Here is a 20351-nt window from a genome sequence, read left to right on the forward strand (position 1 = left end):
CAGTCTTACACCTTCGCGAGGATGTCCACGGCGAAGACCAGGGTGGAGTTCTTCGGGATGCCCTGCTGCTCCTGCTCGCCGAAGGCCTGGTCCGGCGGGATCACGATGAGGACCCGGCTGCCGACCTTCTTGCCGACGAGGCCCGTCTTGAGGCCCTTCAGCGTGAGCTGCGGCAGCGGGAAGGTGGTGGTGCGGCCGTTCTTGTACGTGGAGTCGAACTGCTTGGCGTCCTTCCAGAGGTACGCCGCGTAGTTGAGCACGACCGTGTCGCTCTCCTTGACGGTCTCGCCCTTGTCGTTCTCCAGGATGTAGTTGGAGACGAGCTTCTTCGGCGGGTCGGTCCCCTTGGGGATGGTGACCTTCGGCTCCTTGCCGTCGTCGTTCGTGCCCACCTCGGGCAGCGCCTTGTCGTCCTGCGGGACGGCGGTGCCCTGGGCGGAGGAGGGGATCTTGGTGGCCTTCAGCACGTCGACGACGAAGACCAGCGTGGAGTTGGGCTTGATGTCGCCCTGGGCCTGGTCGCCGTAGCCCAGGTCCGGCGGGATGGCCAGCTCGACGCGGCTGCCGACCTTCTGGCCTTCGAGCCCCTGGTCCCAGCCCTTGATGACCATGCCGGCGCCGAGCGTCAGGTCGAAGGGCTGCTTGCGGTCGAAGCTGTTGTCGAAGGGCTTGTCGGAGTCCCAGCTCTGGCCCAGGTAGTTGACCTGGACCGCGTCGCCCTTCTCGACCTTCGCGCCGTCCCCCTTGCTGAGGACGTCGACCGTCAGCTTCTTCGGCGGGTCCCCCTCCCCCTTGTCGAGGGTCGGCTTCTTCCCGAATTCGGCGCCCTTGCTGATGGCGGGGAGCCCGTTCTTGGACGAGGTGGAGTCGGAGCCTCCGTCGCCTCCGCAGGCCGCTGTGGACACCAGCAGCAGGGGGACGACGATCAGGCCGGCAAGTCGGCGCACGTGTTCCTCAGATCTCAGACGGCACGGTAGCTGCCCACTGTAGGGCGTGCCGGGGGCCCCGTACGCGATACGTACGGGGCCCCTGGCGCAATCCACCACCGGGTGTCAACCAGCGGTTGACTTGCTGTCTGTCGTCCAGGTCAGAGGCTCACATACCGGCGATGAGCTTTTCCACCCGTTCGTCCACCGAGCGGAACGGGTCCTTGCAGAGCACGGTGCGCTGCGCCTGGTCGTTGAGCTTGAGGTGCACCCAGTCGACCGTGAAATCCCTGCGCTGTTCCTGGGCGCGGCGGATGAAATCGCCGCGCAGCCGGGCCCGGGTGGTCTGCGGGGGCACCGACTTGCCCTCGAAGATCTTCATGTCGTTGCAGATCCGGGTGGCCTGGCCCTTCTTCTCCAGCAGGTAGTAGAGCCCGCGCCGACGGTGGATGTCGTGGTAGGCGAGGTCTATCTGCGCGACCCGGGGGTGCGACATGGTCATGTTGTGCTTGGCCCGGTACCTCTCGATGAGCTGGTATTTCATGACCCAGTCGATCTCGGTGCCGATCCGGTCGAGGTCCTCGGACTCGATCGCGTCGAGGGTGCGCCCCCAGAGTTCGAGGACGCGCTCGACGGTGCCGGTGCGGATGCCGCGGCGGTCCACGAAGTCCACGGCCTTCTCGTAGTACTCGCGCTGGACCTCCAGGGCGGAGGCCTCCCGGCCGCTCGCCAGCCGTACCTTGCGCCGTCCGGTGAGGTCGTGGCTGACCTCGCGGATGGCCCGGATCGGGTTCTCCAGGGTGAGGTCGCGCATCACGGTGCCCGCCTCGATCATGCGCAGGACGAGATCGGTGGCGCCGACCTTGAGCAGCATGGTCGTCTCGGACATGTTCGAGTCGCCGACGATGACATGGAGTCTGCGGTAGCGCTCCGCGTCGGCGTGCGGTTCGTCCCGGGTGTTGATGATGGGACGGGAGCGGGTCGTCGCCGAGCTGACGCCCTCCCAGATGTGCTCGGCGCGCTGGCTGACGCAGTAGACGGCGCCCCGCGGGGTCTGGAGCACCTTGCCCGCGCCGCAGAGGAGCTGACGGGTGACGAGGAAGGGGATGAGAATGTCCGCGAGCCGGGAGAACTCCCCGTGGCGGGCGACGAGGTAATTCTCGTGGCAGCCGTAGGAGTTTCCCGCCGAGTCGGTGTTGTTCTTGAAAAGATAGACGTCGCCCGCGATTCCCTCCTCGTGCAGGCGGCGTTCGGCATCGACGAGCAGGCCTTCAAGAATGCGCTCGCCGGCCTTGTCGTGGGTGACCAGTTCGGTCACGTTGTCGCATTCGGGTGTCGCGTATTCCGGATGCGATCCCACATCGAGGTAGAGGCGGGCGCCGTTCCGCAGGAAGACATTGCTGCTGCGGCCCCATGACACAACACGGCGGAAGAGGTAGCGCGCCACTTCGTCAGGTGACAGTCGGCGCTGTCCCCTGAACGTGCACGTGACGCCGTACTCGTTCTCCAGCCCGAAAATGCGGCGGTCCATGTCTGAACATTACGCCTGATGACCAGAGCTGAAACCGGGTTCGGCCGCACCGCTTCGATCATTTTCCGTCCGGACGGACTCCGCGGGAGCGGTGCCGGGAAGGGCGAGGGCCCGCCGGGTGGCGAGCTGGACCAGCAGCGCGGCGGCGCCCGCGAGCCCGGCCACCGCGAACCCCACGGCCGTGCCGCCGCGCTCGACGGCCGGGCCCGCCGCCGCCGTGCCGAGCGCCGCGCCGACGCCGAAGGTGGTCACGAGCCAGGAGAACGCCTCGGTGACGGTGCCGCGCGGCGCGTGCCGGTCCACCACGACGAAGGCGCAGGCGATCGCGGGAGCGAGGAAGACCCCGGCGAGGGCGGCCAGCCCGGTCATCGCGAGGACGCCGGGGGTGAGCGTCAGCGGCAGGTAGCAGAGGGCCAGCAGGGCGGTGATCGCCAGCAGTCGCCGCTCGGGGGTGCCGGCCCACCGCCGGGCCCCGTACACCACCCCGCCCACGAGCGCGCCGAGCCCCAGGGCGGCCATCAGCCAGCCGTACACGGACTCACGGCCCTGGTCGTCGGCGTACGCGATCCCGGCGACCGTGATGGAGCCGAGGGCCATCCCGATGAAGAGGAAGGCGCCCAGCAGGGCGAGCAGCCCCGGTGAGCGCAGGGCGCCCAGCCAGTGCGCCTCGCGGGGTGCGGAGCGCCAGGCGCGGGAGGGCGGGGAGACGACGACGGAGAGCGCGCCGAGGACGCCTATCGCGTTGACGACGAGGAGCGCGGTGGCCGGGGACCAGAGCGCGACCAGCAGAGTGATCAGCAGTGGTCCTACGGTGAACATGACCTCCTGGGCGACCGCGTCCAGCGCGTACGCCCGGTGCACCCGCTCCTCGCCGCCGAGCACGCCGGGCCAGAGCGCCCGCAGCCCGCCCTCCAGCGGCGGGGTGAAGAACCCGGCGACGGCCGCCGCGCCGTAAGCGGCCACCGGGGCGCCGGGTCCAGCGACGACGAGCAGGACGGCGCCCAGCGCGGAGACCAGGGCGGCGGGGAGCTGGATCCGGGGCTGGCCGTGCAGGTCGACGGCGCGGCCGAGGAGCGGCTGCCCCACGGCGTTGGCGATCCCGTAGACCGCGGCGAGGGCGCCGGCCAGGGTGTAGCCGCCTCCGCCCGCCCGGACCAGCAGCACGATGGCGATGGGGGCGGTGGCGTTCGGCAGCCGCCCCACCAGGGTGCCCGCGAGCAGCCGCGCGGCGTGCGGCGCCCTGATGATGTCCGCGTACCCTGTGGTCCCGCTGATCCCGCTGGCCCCGCTGGTCCCGGTGGCCTCCCCGCTCCCCCTGCTCTCCCCGGCCTCTTTGGCCTCCCTGGCCTCTCCGGCCTCTCCGGCCTCCCCGATCCGCCCGGCCATGGTGGTCCCTCCCGCTCTCTCCGTGTGTCCCGCGCCCGGTTCCGCACGCCCCGGCGTGCGAGGCGGTCCATGGCGCCCCGGCACTCTGAGTTTTACGTATAACTCCTTGGCCCATACGTACCATGTGCCCCGTGCGCGGGTCCACCGCGTTTCCCGCCCGCGTCGGAGAACAGCAGTCATGACAGAGCACTCGGCCAGGCCCACCAGCAGGGACGTGGCACGGGCCGCGGGGGTCTCCCAGGCCACCGTCTCCCTGGTCCTCGGGGACAAGTGGCGCGGCAGGGTCTCGGAGCGGACCGCCGGGCTGGTCCGGGACGCCTCCCGCACCCTCGGCTACCGGCCCAACCTCGCCGCCCGCAATCTGCGCCTGGGCACCACCAGGACGGCCCTGCTGGTGGTGCCCGCGCTCACCAACGAGTTCTTCGCGCGGGTCTACACCGGCGCGGCCGAGGTCGCCGCCGAGCACGGCTTCGGCGTGCTCCTCTACCCCTCGCCCGAGGGGACGGGCCCGGCCAGGGACCCGTTCGCCTCGGCGCGGGCCGCGCTGGACGGGGTGATCGCCTCCTCGATGGCGACCGCCGCCCTCGACGCGCTCAGCGGCACGGACGGCGCGCATCTGCCGCTGGTGATGCTGGACAGCGACCCGGCGGCGCCGGGGGCCGCCGCGCGGGTGAACGTCGACATCGCCGACGGGATGCGGCGGGTGACGGAGCATCTGCTCGGCCTCGGCCACCGCGAGCTGCTCCATGTCGCGGCCGACGTCGACTCCTGGACCTTCCGGGTGCGGGCCGAGGCGGTCGCCGACGCGGTGCGGAACGTACCGGGCGCCGCGCTCCGTACGGTCCGCGCCGACCTGGAGGTCGAGGCGGGCCGGGCCGCCGCCGAGCAGGCCCTCACCACACCCGGCCCCCGCCCCACGGCGCTGGTCTGCGACGGCGACATGCTGGCGGCCGGCGCCTGCAAGGCGGCCCGGCGGCTGGGCCTGCGCGTCCCCGAGGACCTCTCGGTCTCCGGCTTCGACGACCTGGCCCTCGCGACCGCCGTGGAGCCGGAGCTGACGACGGTACGGCTCCCCGCCGAGCAGGTGGGGCGGCGCGGCATGGACGCGCTGCTGCGGGTCCTGGAGGGGCGCCGTCCGGAGGGCGGCGATCTGCCGGTCTCCCTGGTGGTACGGGGCTCCACGGCACCGCCGCCGGCACGGACGGGGTGATCGGCCCCCGGGGTCCGGCCGGAGGCGCCGACGCCCGTGTCCGATCGGACACCCCGGGATATCCGACCGGACACGAGCGGAAGCGCACCGGGTCCGCCCGGATCTGCCCGGAAGTGCCCGAAATAAAACGGAGCTCAACCTTCCGGACCCTTCCTCGTTCTTCCCCCGCGTGAGCACTGAGAATGATGTACGCGGACATGTCACGACTCCCCTGCTCCCGCTCTCCGCGCGTCTGCGCCGCCACGCGGCGGAGCGGGGCGGGAAGACGGCCTACAGCGACGGCGTCCGCACCGTGACGTACGGCGAGCTGTACGAGCGGACCGGCCGGCTGGCGGGGCAGTTCGCCGCCCTGGGGCTCGCCCCCGGCGACCGCGCAGCGCTGGTCCTCGGCAACCGGGTGGAGGCCGTCGAGGGGCTGCTCGCCATCGCGAGGGCCGCCGCCGTCGGCGTGCCGCTGGACCCCAGGTCCGCCGATCGGGAACTGGCCCACATGCTGGACGACAGCGGCGCGCGGCTGCTCCTCACCGACCGCGCCCATCTCGCGCAGTTACGGCGGCTACGGCCCGGCCGCGAACATCTGACGGTGGTCCTGGTGGACGACCCCGCCGGGGTCGGAGGGCCGCCCGCCCGGGAACCGGGCACCGTCGGCTACCACGAGCTGACCACCCGCTCCCCCGAGGCCCCCGCCCGCGACACCCTGGGCCTCGACGACACCGCCTGGATCCTCTACACCTCCGGGACCACCGGCCTGCCCAAGGGGGTGCTCTCCACCCAGCGCGCCCGGCTCTGGTCGGTCGGGGCCGCGTTCGTCTCCGCCCTCGGCCTCTCCGCCGAGGACCGGCTGCTGTGGCCGCTCCCGCTCCACCACGCCATGAGCCAGCTCACCTGCTTCCTCGCGGTGACCACGGTGGGGGCGAGCGCGCGCATCCTGCCGCACTTCTCGGCCGAGGAGGTGGTGCGCGAGCTGCGCCGCGAGGACGACCCGTGCACCCTGCTCGGGGGCGTGCCCGCGCTCTTCCGCCGACTGCTGGACGCCGTCGGCACGGAGGGGCTGCGCGCCCCCGCGCTCCGGGCCTGTCTCAGCGGCGGCGCGGTCACCACGGCCGCGCTCCGGGACGCCTTCGAGGAGGCGTTCGGCACCCCGTACATCGACCACTACGGCTCGACCGAGCTCGGTCCCGTGACCATGAACCGGCCGGACGGCGAGCGCCCTGCGGGCTCCTGCGGGCCCCCGGTGCCAGGTCTGCGCGTACGACTGGTGGCCCCCGGCTCCGAGGAGACGGCCGACTCCGAGGAGGCGGCCGGAGAGCACCCGCACGGGGAGCCCCCGCACGGAGCGGACCCGGCCGAGGGCGAGCTGTGGGTCAGCGGTCCCGGCACCATGTCCGGCTACCTCGGCCGGGACCGGGAGACCGCGGCGGCGCTGCGGAACGGCTGGTTCCGTACCGGCGACCTGGCCCGGCGGGACGCGGCGGGCCGGCTCACCATCACCGGGCGGCTCGGCGAACTGATCGTCCGGGGCGGGGAGAACGTCCACCCCGCGGAGATCGAGAGCGTCCTGCTCCGCCTCCCCGGCGTCGCGGACGCGGCGGTGACCGGGGTGCCCGACGCGGCGCTGGGCGAGGTACCGGCCGCGTATCTGGTGGCCCGCGAGGCCGGGGCGCTGGACCGGGGCCGGATCCTGGCGGCGTGCCGGGCCGAGCTGACGGCGTACAAGGTGCCCGCGTATCTGTACGAGGTCGCGGAGATCCCCCGGACCGCCTCGGGAAAGGTCACCCGCCACGCACTCGCTCCCGCCCTCGCGCGCCCGCTGGCCGCCCCGCCCGCGCCGAAGGCCCCCGCCGCCCTTCCCCCGGAAGGGGAACGCAGGGAGCCGGGACCGGTGCGGACGGAACTGGAGCCGGTACGGACGGAACTGGAGCCGGTACGGACGGAGCTGGAGCTGGTACGGACGGAGCTGGCCCGGATCCTGGAGTGCGCCCCCGAGGCCGTGGCGGACGACCGCCCCTTCCGGGAGCTGGGGCTCGACTCCCTCACCTCCGTCACCCTCAGGGACCGGCTGGCCGCAGCGACCGGCCTGACGCTGCCGGTCGCCGTGGTCTTCGACTCCCCCACCCCCGCGGCGCTGGCCGCCCGGCTCGGCGCCGGCCTCGCCGCCGCGCACACCGGCGGCACCCCCGCCCCCGTCCCGGGGCCCTCGTCCGCCCCGTACGCCCGTCCCGACGACGACCCGGTGGTCATCGTCGGGACGGGGTGCCGCTACCCGGGCGGGGTGGAGTCCCCCGAGGAGCTGTGGCGGCTGCTCGCCGAGGGCACCGACGCCATCGGCCCCTTCCCCGCCGACCGGGGGTGGGACCTCGGGGCGCTCTACGATCCGGACCCGGCGCACCCCGGCACCACGTACACCCGCGAGGGCGGCTTCCTCCGTGACGTGGACCGCTTCGACCCGGGGTTCTTCGCCATCTCCCCCCGCGAGGCGCGGGCGATGGATCCGCAGCAGCGGCTGCTCCTGGAGACGGCCTGGGAGGCGATCGAGCGGGCGCGCATCGCCCCGCACACCCTGCGCGGTACCCGGACCGGGGTCTACGCCGGGATGATGTACAGCGACTACGCGGGGCGCCTCTCGGCCACCCCCGAGCAGGTCGAGGGGTATCTCGCGATCGGCAACGCGGGCAGCGTCGCCTCGGGCCGGATCTCCTACACCCTGGGCCTCGAAGGCCCCGCCCTCACCCTCGACACCGCCTGTTCCTCCTCACTGGTCGCACTCCACCTGGCGGCCCAGGCGCTCCGGCGGGACGAGTGCGTGCTCGCGCTGGCGGGCGGTGTCACGGTGATGTCCTCGCCGGGCTCCTTCATCGAGTTCGCCCGGCAGCGGGCGCTCTCCCCGGACGGCCGGTGCAAGGCGTTCGGCGCGGACGCCGACGGTACGGGGTGGGCCGAGGGCGCCGGGATGCTGCTGCTGACCCGGCTCTCCGAGGCCCGCCGCCGGGGCTGCCCGGTGCTGGCCGTGGTGCGCGGCTCCGCGGTCAACCAGGACGGCGCGAGCAACGGCCTGACCGCCCCGCACGGCCCCGCCCAGCAGCGGGTGATCCGGCAGGCGCTGGCCGACGCCGGGCTGACCCCGGACCGTATCGACGCGGCCGAGGCCCACGGCACCGGTACCCGCCTCGGCGATGTGATCGAGGCGGACGCCTTCCTCGCCGTCCACGCCGAACGCCCGCCGGAGCGCCCGCTGCTGCTCGGCTCGGTGAAATCCAACCTGGGCCACACCCAGGCGGCGGCGGGCGTGGCGAGCGTCATCAAGATGGTGGAGGCGATGGCGCACGGCGTGCTCCCGAAAACCCTCCACGCCGACGAGCCGACCCCCCGCGTGGACTGGTCCGCGGGCCACGTACGCCTGCTGACCGCCCCCACCCCCTGGCCCACGACCGGCGCACCCCGCCGCGCCGGGATCTCCGCCTTCGGCATCAGCGGCACCAACGCCCACGTCATCCTGGAGGAGCCACCACACACGGCGCCGAAGCCCGGGGAGGCCGACTCGCCGACGAGAGGCTCGTCGCCGGCCGGCTCGCCGACCTCGGGCACTCCGGCGGCCGGCTCGCCGACGGCCAACGGCCCGGCGGCCCCCGCCGTACCGGGTGAGCCGAGCGGCTCCCCGGCCGCCGGCCGCGGGCCCGACGGCGCACCGCCCGCCCCGCCCGCCCCGGGCATCCCCGCCGCGCCGCCTCCCCTCCTCCCCGTCCCCCTGCCCCTCTCCGCCAGCACCGCGCGCGCCCTGCGGGAGCAGGCAGGGCGGCTGGCCGCGCGGCTCGACGCCGCGTCCGGAGACCGGCTGCTCGACATCGGGCTCTCCCTCGCGGCGACCCGCTCGCCCTTCGCCCACCGGGCCGTGGTCCTGGCGCGCGACCCCGGGCAGGTGCTCACCGCCCTGGCCGCGCTCGCCGAGGGGCGGCCGGGGCCCGATGTCGTGGCCGGGGAGGCGGCGGCGCGGGCGGCCGCGCCGCGTACGGCGTTCCTCTTCACCGGACAGGGCAGCCAGCGGGCCCGGATGGGCGCCGGGCTGTACGACGCGCACCCGGTCTTCGCCCGCGCCTTCGATGCCTGCTCGGCGGAGCTGGACCCGGGCCTGCCCCGGCGGCTGCGGGAGGTCGTGTTCGCCGCCGAGGGCTCCGAGGCGGCGCGTCTGCTGCATACGACGGAGTACGCGCAGCCCGCGCTCTTCGCGCTGGAGGTGGCGCTGTACCGGCTGCTGGAGGCGTACGGCGTACGCCCCGACGCCGTCCTGGGGCACTCCGTCGGCGAGATCGCGGCGGCCCATGTCGCCGGGGTGCTCTCCCTCGCCGACGCCTGCGCCCTGGTGACGGCGCGCGGCCGGCTGATGGCCGCGCTGCCCGCCGGCGGCGCCATGGTCGCGGTCGCGGCCGGGGAGCACGAGGTGCGGGCCGCGCTCGCCGCACCGGGCGGTGCGGAGAGCGCGGGGGTGGACACCGCCGCGTCGGGCGGTTCCGGCGTGGACATCGCCGCGCTGAACGGCCCGCGCGCCACCGTCCTCTCCGGTGACCGCGACGCCGTGGCGGAGGCGGCCGCCTGGTGGGAGGGGCAGGGCCGCCGGGTCACCCGGCTCAAGGTGAGCCACGCCTTCCACTCCCACCTGATGGAGCCGATGCTGGCCGAATTCGCCGAGGTGACGGCGGGCCTCGTCTACGGGGAGGCCCGGATCCCCGTCGTCTCCAACGTCACCGGGCGGATCGCGGGCCCCGAGCTCTCCACGCCCGGCTACTGGGTGCGCCAGGTACGGGCGGCCGTACGGTTCGAGGGGTCGATCCGGTGGCTGCGCGACGAGGGGTTCACCCACTTCCTGGAAGTCGGCCCGGACGCCACGCTCAGCGCCCTCGCCCAGGAGTGCCTGGACGCCCCGGAGGGGGCGGAGGGAGCGGCGAGGGCGAGCGGTACGGGCGCGGCCGTCGTGCTGCGCACGCTGGACCGGCGGACGCCCGAGCCGGAGACGCTCGTACGGGCGCTCGCCGCGCTCCACACCCTGGGTCTGCCGGTCGACTGGGCGGCGCTCTTCGCGGGCCGTGGGGCGGAGCTGACCGCCCTGCCGACGTACCCCTTCCAGCGGGAGCGGTACTGGCTCGACGCCGATCCCGTACCGCCCGCCACCGCACCGCCCGCCACCGCCGCACCGCCCGGCCCCCGGCATCCGCTGCTGGGCGCGGAACTCCGGCCGGCCGGGGAGGGCGGGGCGCTCCTCGCATCCGTACTCTCCACGGCGGCGCACCCCTGGCTCGCCGACCACCGGATCGGCGGCACGCTCCTTCTGCCGGGCACCGCGTTCCTCGACATGGCGCTGTACGCGGGCCGCCTCCTCGGGCACGACCTGGTGGGGGAACTCGTCCTGCACACCCCGCTGACGCTGCCGGAGCCCGGCGCGGTCACGGTGCGCGTCACGGTGTCGGGCCCCGGCTCCTCCGCCGGGCAGCGGACGGTACGGATCGAATCCCGGCCCGGGGACGGGCGTACCCACGCAGAGGACACCTGGGCCTGCCATGCCACCGGCACCCTGGGCTCGGCTCCCCGTCAAGGCGGCGAGGACGGCGGGGACGGACATACGGCCACGCCCCGCGCACCGTGGCCGCCGCCGGGCGCGGTGCCACTCCCCGTCGACCGCTCCCCCGCGCCCGAGGGGTTCTACGCCCGGCTCGCCGAGGGCGGCCTCGGGTACGGTCCGGCCTTCCGCGGGCTGCGGACCGCGTGGCGGACACCGGACGGGGAACTCCTCGCCGAGGTCGCCCTCCCCGGGACCCCGGTGAACGCCCCGGCGAACGCGCGGGAGGACGCCACGTCGTACGCCCTCCACCCGGCGCTCCTGGACGCCGCGCTGCACACCGTGCTGCTGCCGGGGGCGCTGCCCCACGCGGGCCCGGACGGCGAGCGGGGCGGCGAGGAGAACGGCAAGCGGGACGGCGAGGAGAGCGGCGAGCAGGCCGGGGCGGCGGGGCCGCTCCGGGTGCCCTTCGCGTGGAGCGGCGTACGGCTGTCGGGGCCCGGCGCCTCCGCCCTGCGGGTGCGGCTCACCCCCGACGGGCCGGACCGTATGGCGCTCACCGCGACCGACCCGTCCGGCGCCCCGGTGCTCTCGGCCGCGTCGGTGGTCCTGCGCCCGCTCACCGGGCCCGCACGCCCCGTCACCCGGGCCGGGGACGAGGACGCGCTCTTCCGCCTCGCGTGGGCCCGTCCGGCTCAGCAGGCGCCGGACGTTGGGCCGGAGCGTACGCCGGAGCGCGCGCCCCGGCTCGTCGTGGTGGGCGCGTGCCCGCCGGAGCGCACGGCCACCCTGCGCGGCTCCGGCGCGGAACCGGAGCCGTACCCCGATCTCGCGGCGCTCGCCAGGAGCCTCGCCGCCACCGGCGCCGCTCCCCCGGACACCGCCCTCGCCTGCTGCCCGCCCGGCTCCGGCGACCTCGTGGCGGACGCCCACGCGGCGGGCCGCTGGGCGCTGGAGCTGGTACGGGGCTGGCTCGCCGAGGAACGGTACGCCGGCGCCCGGCTGGCCCTGGTGACCCGCGACGCCGTCGCCGTGGACGGCCGGGAGACGGTGCCCGGCCTCGCCCAGGCCACGGCCTGGGGTCTGGTCCGCTCGGCCCAGGAGGAGCACCCCGGACGGTTCCTCCTGCTCGACCTGGCCGAAGGGGAGGCGGCGGGGCGGCGGCTGCCGGAGGCGCTGGCGAGCGGGGAGCCCCAGCTCGCCCTGCGCGCGGACGGCGCGTACACGCCCCGGCTGGTCCCCGCGGCCCCCGCCTCTCCCGCCGCCCCCGGCACCGCCCCCGGCGGCGAAGGCACCCCCCGTCCTCTCGACCCCGAGGGCACCGCGCTGGTCACCGGCGGGGGCTTCCTCGGCCGGCTCGTCGCCCGCCATCTGGTCACCGGGCACGGGGCGCGCCATCTGCTGCTGGCAAGCCGGCGCGGGACGGACGCCCCGGGCACCGAGGCCCTGCGGACGGAGCTGACCGCGCTGGGGGCGAGCGTCCAGGTGGCCGCCTGCGACGTGGGCGACCGGGAGGCGCTGGCCGAACTGCTGGCGGGGGTCGACGAGGACCATCCGCTCACCGCCGTCGTGCACACCGCCGGAGTCCTCGACGACGGGGTCGTCTCCGCGCTCACCCCGGACCGGCTGACCGGGGTGTTCCGGCCGAAGGTGGACGCGGCGGTCCATCTCCACGACCTCACCGCCGGCAGGGACCTCGCACTCTTCGTCCTGTTCTCGTCGGTCGCGGGGGTGCTCGGCCCGGCAGGACAGGCCAACTACGCGGCCGCGAACGCCTTCCTCGACGCCCTGGCCACCCACCGCCGCCGGGCCCACGGCCGCCCCGCGCTCTCGCTGGCCTGGGGCCCCTGGCAGGAGGAAGGCGGGATGACCGCCCGGCTGACGGAGGTGAGCCGGCGCCGTATCGGACGCTCCGGGCTGGTCCCGCTCGCCCCGGACGAGGGGCTCGCGCTCCTCGACCGCGCGTGCGCCACGGAGGGATCCGCGCTGGTCACCGCGCGGCTGGACCCCGAATGGTGGGGCCCGTCGGGCGGCGGAGCCACCGAGCCCCCTCCCCCGCTGCTGCGCGGCCTCGTCCAAGGCGCACAGGGGGCCCAGGAGATCCGGGGGACCCGGCTACGGCCGTACGGGGACGGTACGGAGCCCCGCCCCGCCGCCGGTGCGCCCGGCGGCCGTACGGCGGAGGAACGGGCACGGCACCTGGGGGACCCGCTGGACCTGGTCCGCACGGAGGCGGCCTTCGTCCTCGGCCACGCCGCCGGGGCGGGCGCGGTCGCCCCGGACCAGGAGCTGGCGGAACTCGGCCTCGACTCGCTGACCGCCGTGGAGCTGCGGAACCGGCTCGCTGCCGCGACCGGACTGCCCCTCCCGGCGACCCTGCTCTTCGACCACACCACCCCGGCCGCCCTCGCCGCGTACCTGCGGGAACGCCTGCCCGCCGAACCCGCGCCCCCGGGCGGACCCCAGGAACAGGACGGCGCTCGGCACCCGGACAACGACCGGAACCACGTCCCGAACCACGTCCCGAACCAGGACCAGCACCAGCACCAGGGACGAGACCAGGAGGCGGAGACGGACAGCGTCGCCGCGCTCTTCCGGCGCGCCTGCCGGGCGGGCGACGCCTACCGGGGGATGGCGCTGCTGACCGTCGCGGCCCGGCTGCGCCCCACCTTCGGCGCCGAGGGACCGTCAGGGCGCGCGCCACGCCCCGTACGGCTCGCGTCGGCGGGCCCGGCGGGCCAGGGCCCCGGGAACCCCGGGATCATCTGTTTCCCCGCGTTCAGCGCGCTGTCGGGGCCGCATGAGTACGCCCGGTTCGCGGCGGCGCTCCAGGGCGTACGGACGGTGACCGCGCTGCCCAACCCCGGGTTCGTCGCCGGGGAGCCGCTGCCGGAGTCGGTGGCGGCGCTGGTGGAGCTCCAGACCGCCGCCACCCTGGAGGCGGCGGCGGGCGGCCCCGTGGTCCTGCTCGGCCGCTCCGCCGGGGGGTGGCTCGCCCACGAGGTGGCGGGGCGGCTGGAGCGCCAGGGGGCCGGCCCGGTGGCCGTCGTCCTCCTCGACACCTACTCCAGCGGGAGCAGCGGCGACGCGGGTACGGCGCTGGGCGCGGCGCTCATCGCCCCGCTGGCCCGGGACGGGGGGCCGGCGGCCGGGGCGAGCCGGCTCACCGCGATGGGCGGCTACCAGGACCTCTTCGCGGAGTGGTCCCCCGCGCCGGTCGCCGCGCCGGTCCTCTTCGTCGGCGCTGCGGAGCCGCTGGCCCCGGTGGCGGGCGGTGAGGTGCCCGCGCGGGCGTCCTGGGAGCTTCCGCACACCGCGCTGACCACCCCGGGCGACCACTTCTCGCTGCTGGAGGCCCACGCGGAGGCGACCGCGCACGCCGTACAGGGCTGGCTGGCGGGGCTGCCGGACCGTGCCCCCGGTACCGGCCGCTGACAGGCCGTCCACACACCGGTGCCCCGGCCCTCCGCGACACGGCGGAGGACCGGGGCACCGGCGGATACCCGCCGCTCCGGACTACTCGTCCGTCGAGCCGCCCGTACCGCTCGTACCGTCCGTGTCGCCCGGCCCCGTGGAGTCCGGCGCACCCGACGCCGATGTGCCGGACGTACCGGAGGCGCCGGACGCCTGGTCGGCGTCCTCGGTGTCCTCGGTGTCCGAGGGCGCGTCCGTCGGGGTGGAAGCCGCCCCGTCGGCCTCCAGCAGCCGGGCGAGCTGGCGGCCGACGATCCGCTTGAACTTGCGCTGCTGCGGTCTGGTCCGGTCGAGGACCGCCACCTCCAGCCGCTCTGCGGGGATCTCCCGCTCGCCGCCGTTGGTGTCCCGGGAGAGCGCCTGGACGGCCAGCTTCAGCGCCTCGGCGAGCGACATGCCGTCGCGGTGGCGCTGGTCGAGGAAGGTGCTGATCTGCTCGGAGCTGCCGCCGACCGCGACCGAGCCGTGCTCGTCGACGATCGAACCGTCGTGCGGCAGCCGGTAGATCTGGTCGCCGTCCGGCGTGGCGCCGACCTCGGCGACCACCAGCTCGACCTCGTAGGGCTTCTCGGCGGAGCTGGAGAAGATCGTGCCGAGCGTCTGGGCGTAGACATTGGCGAGACCACGGGCCGTCACATCGTCACGGTCGTAGGTGTATCCACGGAGATCCGCGTACCGGACGCCGCCGATCCGCAGGTTCTCGTACTCGTTGTACTTGCCGGCGGCGGCGAAGCCGATCCGGTCGTAGATCTCGCTGAACTTGTGGAGCGCGCGGGACGGGTTCTCACCGACGAAGACGATGCCGTCGGCGTACTGGAGCACGACCAGGCTGCGGCCGCGGGCGATGCCCTTACGGGCGTACTCTGCCCGGTCGGCCATGGCCTGCTGGGGTGAGACATAGAACGGCGTCGACACCGGCTATCCGTCCCTTTCTGTCAGTGGCATATGAGGTTCCGGAGGAAGGCGGCGTCAGAGCAGCGCGGCACGCGGGCCGTCGGGCTGTTCGAGCCTGCGGTCCAGGATCGAGCGGGCGATCTCGGCGGACTCGTCGTCGCTCAGCTTCCGGAAGCCCTCTTCGGTGATGACGGTGACGATCGGATAGATCCGGCGGCCGACGTCCGGGCCGCCGGTCGCCGAGTCGTCGTCCGCCGCGTCGTACAGCGCCTGGACGACCAGGGTGCACGCCTGCCGCTCCGTCAGCTCCTCGTGGTAGAGCTTCTTCATCGCGCCCCGGGCGAAGATCGAGCCGGACCCGGTGGTCGCGTACCCCTGCTCCTCGGAACGGCCACCGGTCACGTCGTACGAGAAGATGCGGCCCTTGCCCCGGTCCACGTCCCACCCGGCGAAGAGCGGGACGACGGCGAGGCCCTGCATGGCCATCCCGAGGTTGCCCCGGATCATCGTGGAGAGCCGGTTGGCCTTGCCCTCCAGCGAGAGCTGCGCCCCTTCGACCTTCTCGAAGTGCTCCAGTTCGAGCTGGAAGAGCTTGACCATCTCCACGGCGAGCCCGGCGGTGCCCGCGATGCCCACGGCCGAGTACTCGTCGGCCGGGAAGACCTTCTCGATGTCGCGCTGGGCGATCATATTGCCCATGGTGGCCCGCCGGTCACCGGCGAGAACCACCCCGCCGGGGAAGCTCACGGCGACGATCGTCGTGCCGTGCGGGGCCTCGACGGCGCCCTGGACGGGCGGCAGGACCCGCTTGCCGGGCAGCAGCTCCGGCGAGTGGTCGGAGAGGAAATCCATGAACGAGGACGAGCCGGGCGTCAGGAAGGCAGCTGGTAGACGCCCGGTGCTACGAATGTTGGCTTCCACGCGTTTCCCTCCAAGTATGCGATGGCCCGACACAAGGTGTCGGGATCATCACCCAACTTGCCGATGGCCGAATTGCAGTTGAAGCACAGTACGCCACGGACCCTACCCGTCTCATGGCAGTGATCCACATGTACCGCAGAAGCAGTCAAACAGATCGAGCAGGTGCCCATCTGCGACGAGATCAACTCGTCACGCTCGGCCTCGGTGATGCCGTACTTGCGCTTGAAGTAGTTCGCACGGTTGCGCTGCGCCCGGCAGGTACGGCAGTAGCTCGACCAACCGTCCGATGAGGACTTGTTGGGTTCCCACTCGGAGTGCGCCTTGATCTCACCGCACTGCGGACAACGCTTGTGGCCGCGCGGCACGGGAATCCTCACCCGCACCACGCGCCCTTTCGCCTCCTGGCGCTGCTTGTAGTACGCAGCAGCACACTCCCTGCAATAGGACTGGAGCCCGTCACTCATCGACCTATTGCCGGCGAACGCCTCACGGCTCAAAGTCCGCTTGCAGCGAGAACACCTCTTCCCACCGCCCAATCCGGACATTCCCGCCTATTCTCCGCCTTTCTGAACAAATGACCTCACGAAGTCCTCAGCATTCTCTTCTAGGACATCGTCGATCTCGTCGAGCACGGAGTCCACGTCGTCCGACAATTTCTCCTGGCGCTCCTTGAGGTCCTCGGATGCCTGCGCTTCCTGCGCCTGCTCCTCGGTGCCCTCCGTGGAACGCGTGGCCTTCTGCTGTCCGCCGCCGGTGTCCTTGGTCGCCATAACCCTCACCCCGCTCGGTTCGCCCCGCTGGATGTGACCTTCAAGATCCGACCCTACAAGGAGGGCCGGACATCGGCCCCGTACTTTCCACAACGTCCGGGGACCACCCTGATCATTCCCCCACCGGGGCCGTTTCAGCCTCCGGAGAGCACCCGGACCAGCTCCTCGGCCGTGCGGCAGCGGTCCAGCAGCTCCTTGACGTGGTTACGGGTGCCCCGCAGCGGCTCCAGGGTGGGCACCCGCTGGAGCGAGTCCCTTCCCGGCAGGTCGAAGATGACCGAGTCCCAGGAGGCCGCGGCCACGTCGTCGGCGTACTGCTCCAGGCAGCGGCCCCGGAAGTACGCCCTGGTGTCCTCGGGAGGGCTCGTCCTGGCCCGCTCGACGTCCTGGTCGTCCAGCAGCCGCCGCATCCTGCCCCGGGCCGCCAGACGGTTGTACAGGCCCTTCTCGGGGCGTACGTCGGCGTACTGGAGGTCGACGAGATGGAGCCGGGCCGCGTCCCAGTCCAGGCCGTCCCGGCGCCGGTACCCCTCCAGGACCTCCCGCTTGGTGACCCAGTCCAGTTCGCCGGAGAGGCTCATCGGATCGTTCTCCAGCCGGTTGAGCGTGTCCTCCCAGCGGCCCAGGACGTCCTTGGTCTGCTCGTCGGCGTCGACGCCGTACCGCTCCTCGACATACTTTCTGGCCAGCTCGTAGTACTCCATCTGGAGCTGGACCGCGGTGAGTGTCCGCCCGCTGCGGAGCGTGACCAGCCGGGCGAGCGTCGGGTCGTGCGAGACCTGGTGGAGGGTACGGACCGGCTGGTCCACTGCGAGATCGACGTTGATGAAGCCGTCCTCGATCATGGAGAGGACCAGCGAGGTGGTGCCGAGCTTGAGATAGGTGGAGATCTCCGACAGGTTCGCGTCGCCGATGATCACATGGAGTCTGCGGTACTTCTCCGCGTCCGAGTGCGGCTCGTCCCGGGTGTTGATGATGGGGCGCTTGAGGGTGGTCTCCAGACCCACCTCGACCTCGAAGTAGTCCGCGCGCTGGCTGATCTGGAAGCCGTGCTCGTGGCCGTCCTGGCCGATCCCGACCCGGCCGGCGCCCGTGACGACCTGCCGGGAGACGAAGAACGGCGTCAGGTGGCGCACGATGTCCGAGAACGGGGTCTCCCGCTTCATCAGGTAGTTCTCGTGCGTGCCGTAGGACGCGCCCTTGTTGTCGGTGTTGTTCTTGTACAGGTGGATCGGCTGGGCGCCGGGCAGCAGCGCCGCCCGCTCGGCGGCCTCCGCCATGATCCGCTCGCCCGCCTTGTCCCACAGGACGGCGTCGCGCGGATTGGTGACCTCCGGCGAGCTGTACTCCGGATGGGCGTGGTCCACGTAGAGCCGTGCGCCGTTCGTGAGGATCACATTGGCCAGGCCGATGTCCTCGTCGGTGAGCTGGCTGGAGTCCGCCGTCTCGCGGGCGAGATCGAAGCCGCGCGCGTCCCGGAGCGGATTCTCCTCCTCGAAGTCCCAGCGGGCGCGGCGCGCCCGGTGCATCGCCGCGGCGTACGCGTTGACGATCTGGGACGAGGTGAGCATGGCATTGGCGTTCGGATGGCCCGGAACGGAGATGCCGTACTCCGTCTCGATGCCCATTACTCGCCGTACGGTCATGCGGCCCTCCTTGCCCGGCGGCGCTCCCCTCCGGGAGCTGCGCTCAAAAGCCTAGAACGCCGTCACGCCGTCGGGGAGATCATTTTCTCGATTGGCCTGGTGTGGTGGTTGGCCCGGGGTGCGGGTGTGGTCGCAGGTACGGGAAAGCAGCCGGCTGCGGATGCCCTTTTCCGGGCATCCGCAGCCGGTCCGCGCTCTACAGGTACTGACCGGTGTTGGCCACCGTGTCGATGGAGCGCCCGGTGTCCGCGCCCTGCTTTCCGGTCACCAGGGTGCGGATGAAGACGATCCGCTCGCCCTTCTTGCCGGAGATACGGGCCCAGTCGTCCGGGTTGGTGGTGTTCGGCAGGTCCTCGTTCTCCTTGAACTCGTCCACGCACGCCTGGAGGAGATGGGAGACCCGGAGGCCCTTCTGGTTGTGGTCGAGGAAGGCCTTGATCGCCATCTTCTTGGCCCGGTCGACGATGTTCTGGATCATCGCGCCGGAGTTGAAGTCCTTGAAATAGAGGACTTCCTTGTCACCATTGGCGTAGGTGACCTCCAGGAAGCGGTTCTCCTCGGACTCCGCGTACATCTGCTCCACGACGGACTGGATCATCCCGTGGGCCGCGGCCTCCTTCGAGCCGTTGTGCTCGGAGATGTCGTCCACGTGCAGCGGAAGGCTCGCCGTCAGGTACTTCGCGAAGATGTCCTTGGCGGCCTCCGCGTCCGGACGCTCGATCTTGATCTTCACATCGAGCCGGCCGGGGCGCAGGATCGCGGGGTCGATCATGTCCTCGCGGTTGGAGGCGCCGATGACGATGACGTTCTCCAGCCCCTCCACGCCGTCGATCTCGGCGAGGAGCTGCGGGACGATGGTGTTCTCCACGTCCGAGCTGACGCCGGAGCCACGGGTGCGGAAGAGGGACTCCATCTCGTCGAAGAAGACGATGACGGGGGTGCCCTCACTGGCCTTCTCCCGGGCCCGCTGGAAGACCAGGCGGATATGGCGCTCGGTCTCCCCGACGTACTTGTTGAGCAGCTCGGGGCCCTTGATGTTGAGGAAGTAGCTCTTCCCCGCCGGGCGCCCGGTCACCTCGGCGACCTTCTTCGCCAGGGAATTGGCCACCGCCTTGGCGATCAGCGTCTTGCCGCAGCCGGGCGGGCCGTAGAGCAGGATGCCCTTCGGCGGCCTCAGCTCGTGTTCCTTGAAGAGGTCCGGGTGGAGGTACGGAAGCTCCACGGCGTCCCGGATCATCTCGATCTGGCCGCCGAGACCGCCGATCTTGTCGTAGTCGACGTCCGGTACCTCTTCGAGGACCAGCTCCTCGACCTCGCTCTTGGGGACCACTTCATAGACATAGCCGGAGCGCGGTTCGAGCAGCAGGGCGTCGCCGGGGCGGATGGTGGTGTCCAGCAGGGGCTCGGCGAGCCGCACCACCCGTTCCTCGTCGGTGTGCCCGATCACCAGGGCGCGCTCGCCGTCCTCAAGGACTTCCTTGAGGGTGACGATGTCCCCGGCCCGCTCGAATTCCATGGCCTCGACCACATTGAGCGCCTCATTGAGCATGACTTCCTGGCCACGGCGCAGGTCTTCCAGCTCGATGCCGGGACTGACATTCACCCGGAGCTTGCGGCCCCCGGTGAAGATATCGGCCGTGCCGTCCTCATTGCTCTGCAGAAAGACGCCGAAACCGGCCGGCGGCTGTGCGAGCCGGTCGACCTCTTCCTTGAGGGCCACGATCTGGTCGCGGGCCTCACGGAGCGTATTGGCGAGCCGCTCGTTCTGCGCGGACACGCCCGCCAGGTTCGTCTGCAACTCGACGATCCGCTCTTCGAGAATTCTCGTGTGCCGCGGAGAGTCGGCGAGCTTGCGTCGCAGGACGGCGATTTCCTGCTCAAGATAGGCAACCTGGCCGGCTGGGTCTTCGGACCCCCGCCCGGGCCGGATGCCGCGGTTCATGTCGTCGTCGTGGGCTGCCACGGTCCTCACCTCCTCCAAGGGGAGCTGGACGCTTCCTGACCCTACCTGGGTGGGTGATGATTGAAACCCCTAGATCACAAAG

At 72.7% G+C, this 20351-nt stretch carries 11 protein-coding genes; 2 read left to right on the forward strand and 9 right to left on the reverse strand.

Going from position 1 to position 20351, the window contains the following annotated elements; genetic code table 11:
- Positions 1–5 precede the first annotated feature (5 nt).
- The 3 genes from AB0O07_RS29280 to AB0O07_RS29290 form a co-directional block, all read right to left on the reverse strand.
- Entirely contained in the window at positions 6–947 is a 942-nt protein-coding gene (locus tag AB0O07_RS29280) for an FKBP-type peptidyl-prolyl cis-trans isomerase (protein ID WP_365638788.1), read from the reverse strand.
- A gap of 148 nt (positions 948–1095) precedes the next feature.
- Complete coding sequence (gene pafA / locus AB0O07_RS29285) at positions 1096–2457, reverse strand: Pup--protein ligase (RefSeq protein ID WP_365638791.1); 1362 nt, start codon at positions 2455–2457, stop codon at positions 1096–1098.
- Between the two features lie 9 nt (positions 2458–2466).
- Complete coding sequence (locus AB0O07_RS29290) at positions 2467–3843, reverse strand: MFS transporter (RefSeq protein ID WP_365638793.1); 1377 nt, start codon at positions 3841–3843, stop codon at positions 2467–2469.
- A 178-nt stretch (positions 3844–4021) separates the two neighbouring features.
- Between AB0O07_RS29290 and AB0O07_RS29295 the strand changes: the two genes are divergently transcribed.
- Both AB0O07_RS29295 and AB0O07_RS29300 read left to right on the forward strand, forming a co-directional pair.
- The gene (locus tag AB0O07_RS29295) at positions 4022–5053 is read left to right on the forward strand and encodes a LacI family DNA-binding transcriptional regulator (protein WP_365638796.1); all 1032 of its coding nucleotides are present in this window, start codon (positions 4022–4024) and stop codon (positions 5051–5053) included.
- A 169-nt stretch (positions 5054–5222) separates the two neighbouring features.
- Positions 5223–14036 carry an SDR family NAD(P)-dependent oxidoreductase gene (locus AB0O07_RS29300; protein WP_365638799.1) on the forward strand — a complete coding sequence of 2938 codons (8814 nt, stop codon included), beginning with the start codon at positions 5223–5225 and terminating at the stop codon, positions 14034–14036.
- Between the two features lie 81 nt (positions 14037–14117).
- Here AB0O07_RS29300 and prcA read toward each other — a convergent pair whose 3' ends face one another.
- From prcA to arc, 6 genes are all read right to left on the reverse strand, one after another.
- The gene (prcA, locus tag AB0O07_RS29305; protein ID WP_365638801.1) at positions 14118–14990 is read right to left on the reverse strand and encodes a proteasome subunit alpha; all 873 of its coding nucleotides are present in this window, start codon (positions 14988–14990) and stop codon (positions 14118–14120) included.
- Positions 14991–15044: 54 nt separating this feature from the next.
- Positions 15045–15890 (reverse strand): proteasome subunit beta, encoded by an 846-nt coding sequence (gene prcB, locus AB0O07_RS29310; protein WP_365638803.1) that lies wholly within the window; start codon positions 15888–15890, stop codon positions 15045–15047.
- Positions 15842–16354 (reverse strand): endonuclease VII domain-containing protein, encoded by a 513-nt coding sequence (locus AB0O07_RS29315; RefSeq protein WP_365638805.1) that lies wholly within the window; start codon positions 16352–16354, stop codon positions 15842–15844. Before AB0O07_RS29315 ends, prcB begins: the two co-directional genes overlap by 49 nt.
- A gap of 87 nt (positions 16355–16441) precedes the next feature.
- Positions 16442–16660: a ubiquitin-like protein Pup gene (locus tag AB0O07_RS29320; protein ID WP_365638807.1), complete on the reverse strand. Its 219-nt coding sequence runs from the start codon at positions 16658–16660 to the stop codon at positions 16442–16444.
- 134 nt (positions 16661–16794) lie between these two features.
- The gene (dop, locus tag AB0O07_RS29325; protein WP_365638809.1) at positions 16795–18306 is read right to left on the reverse strand and encodes a depupylase/deamidase Dop; all 1512 of its coding nucleotides are present in this window, start codon (positions 18304–18306) and stop codon (positions 16795–16797) included.
- Positions 18307–18502: 196 nt separating this feature from the next.
- Positions 18503–20269: a proteasome ATPase gene (gene arc, locus AB0O07_RS29330; RefSeq protein ID WP_365638812.1), complete on the reverse strand. Its 1767-nt coding sequence runs from the start codon at positions 20267–20269 to the stop codon at positions 18503–18505.
- Between the last annotated feature and the right edge of the window lie 82 nt (positions 20270–20351).

It is taken from the genome of Streptomyces sp. NPDC093085 (assembly GCF_040683935.1).
In the GTDB taxonomy this organism is placed as follows: domain Bacteria; phylum Actinomycetota; class Actinomycetes; order Streptomycetales; family Streptomycetaceae; genus Streptomyces.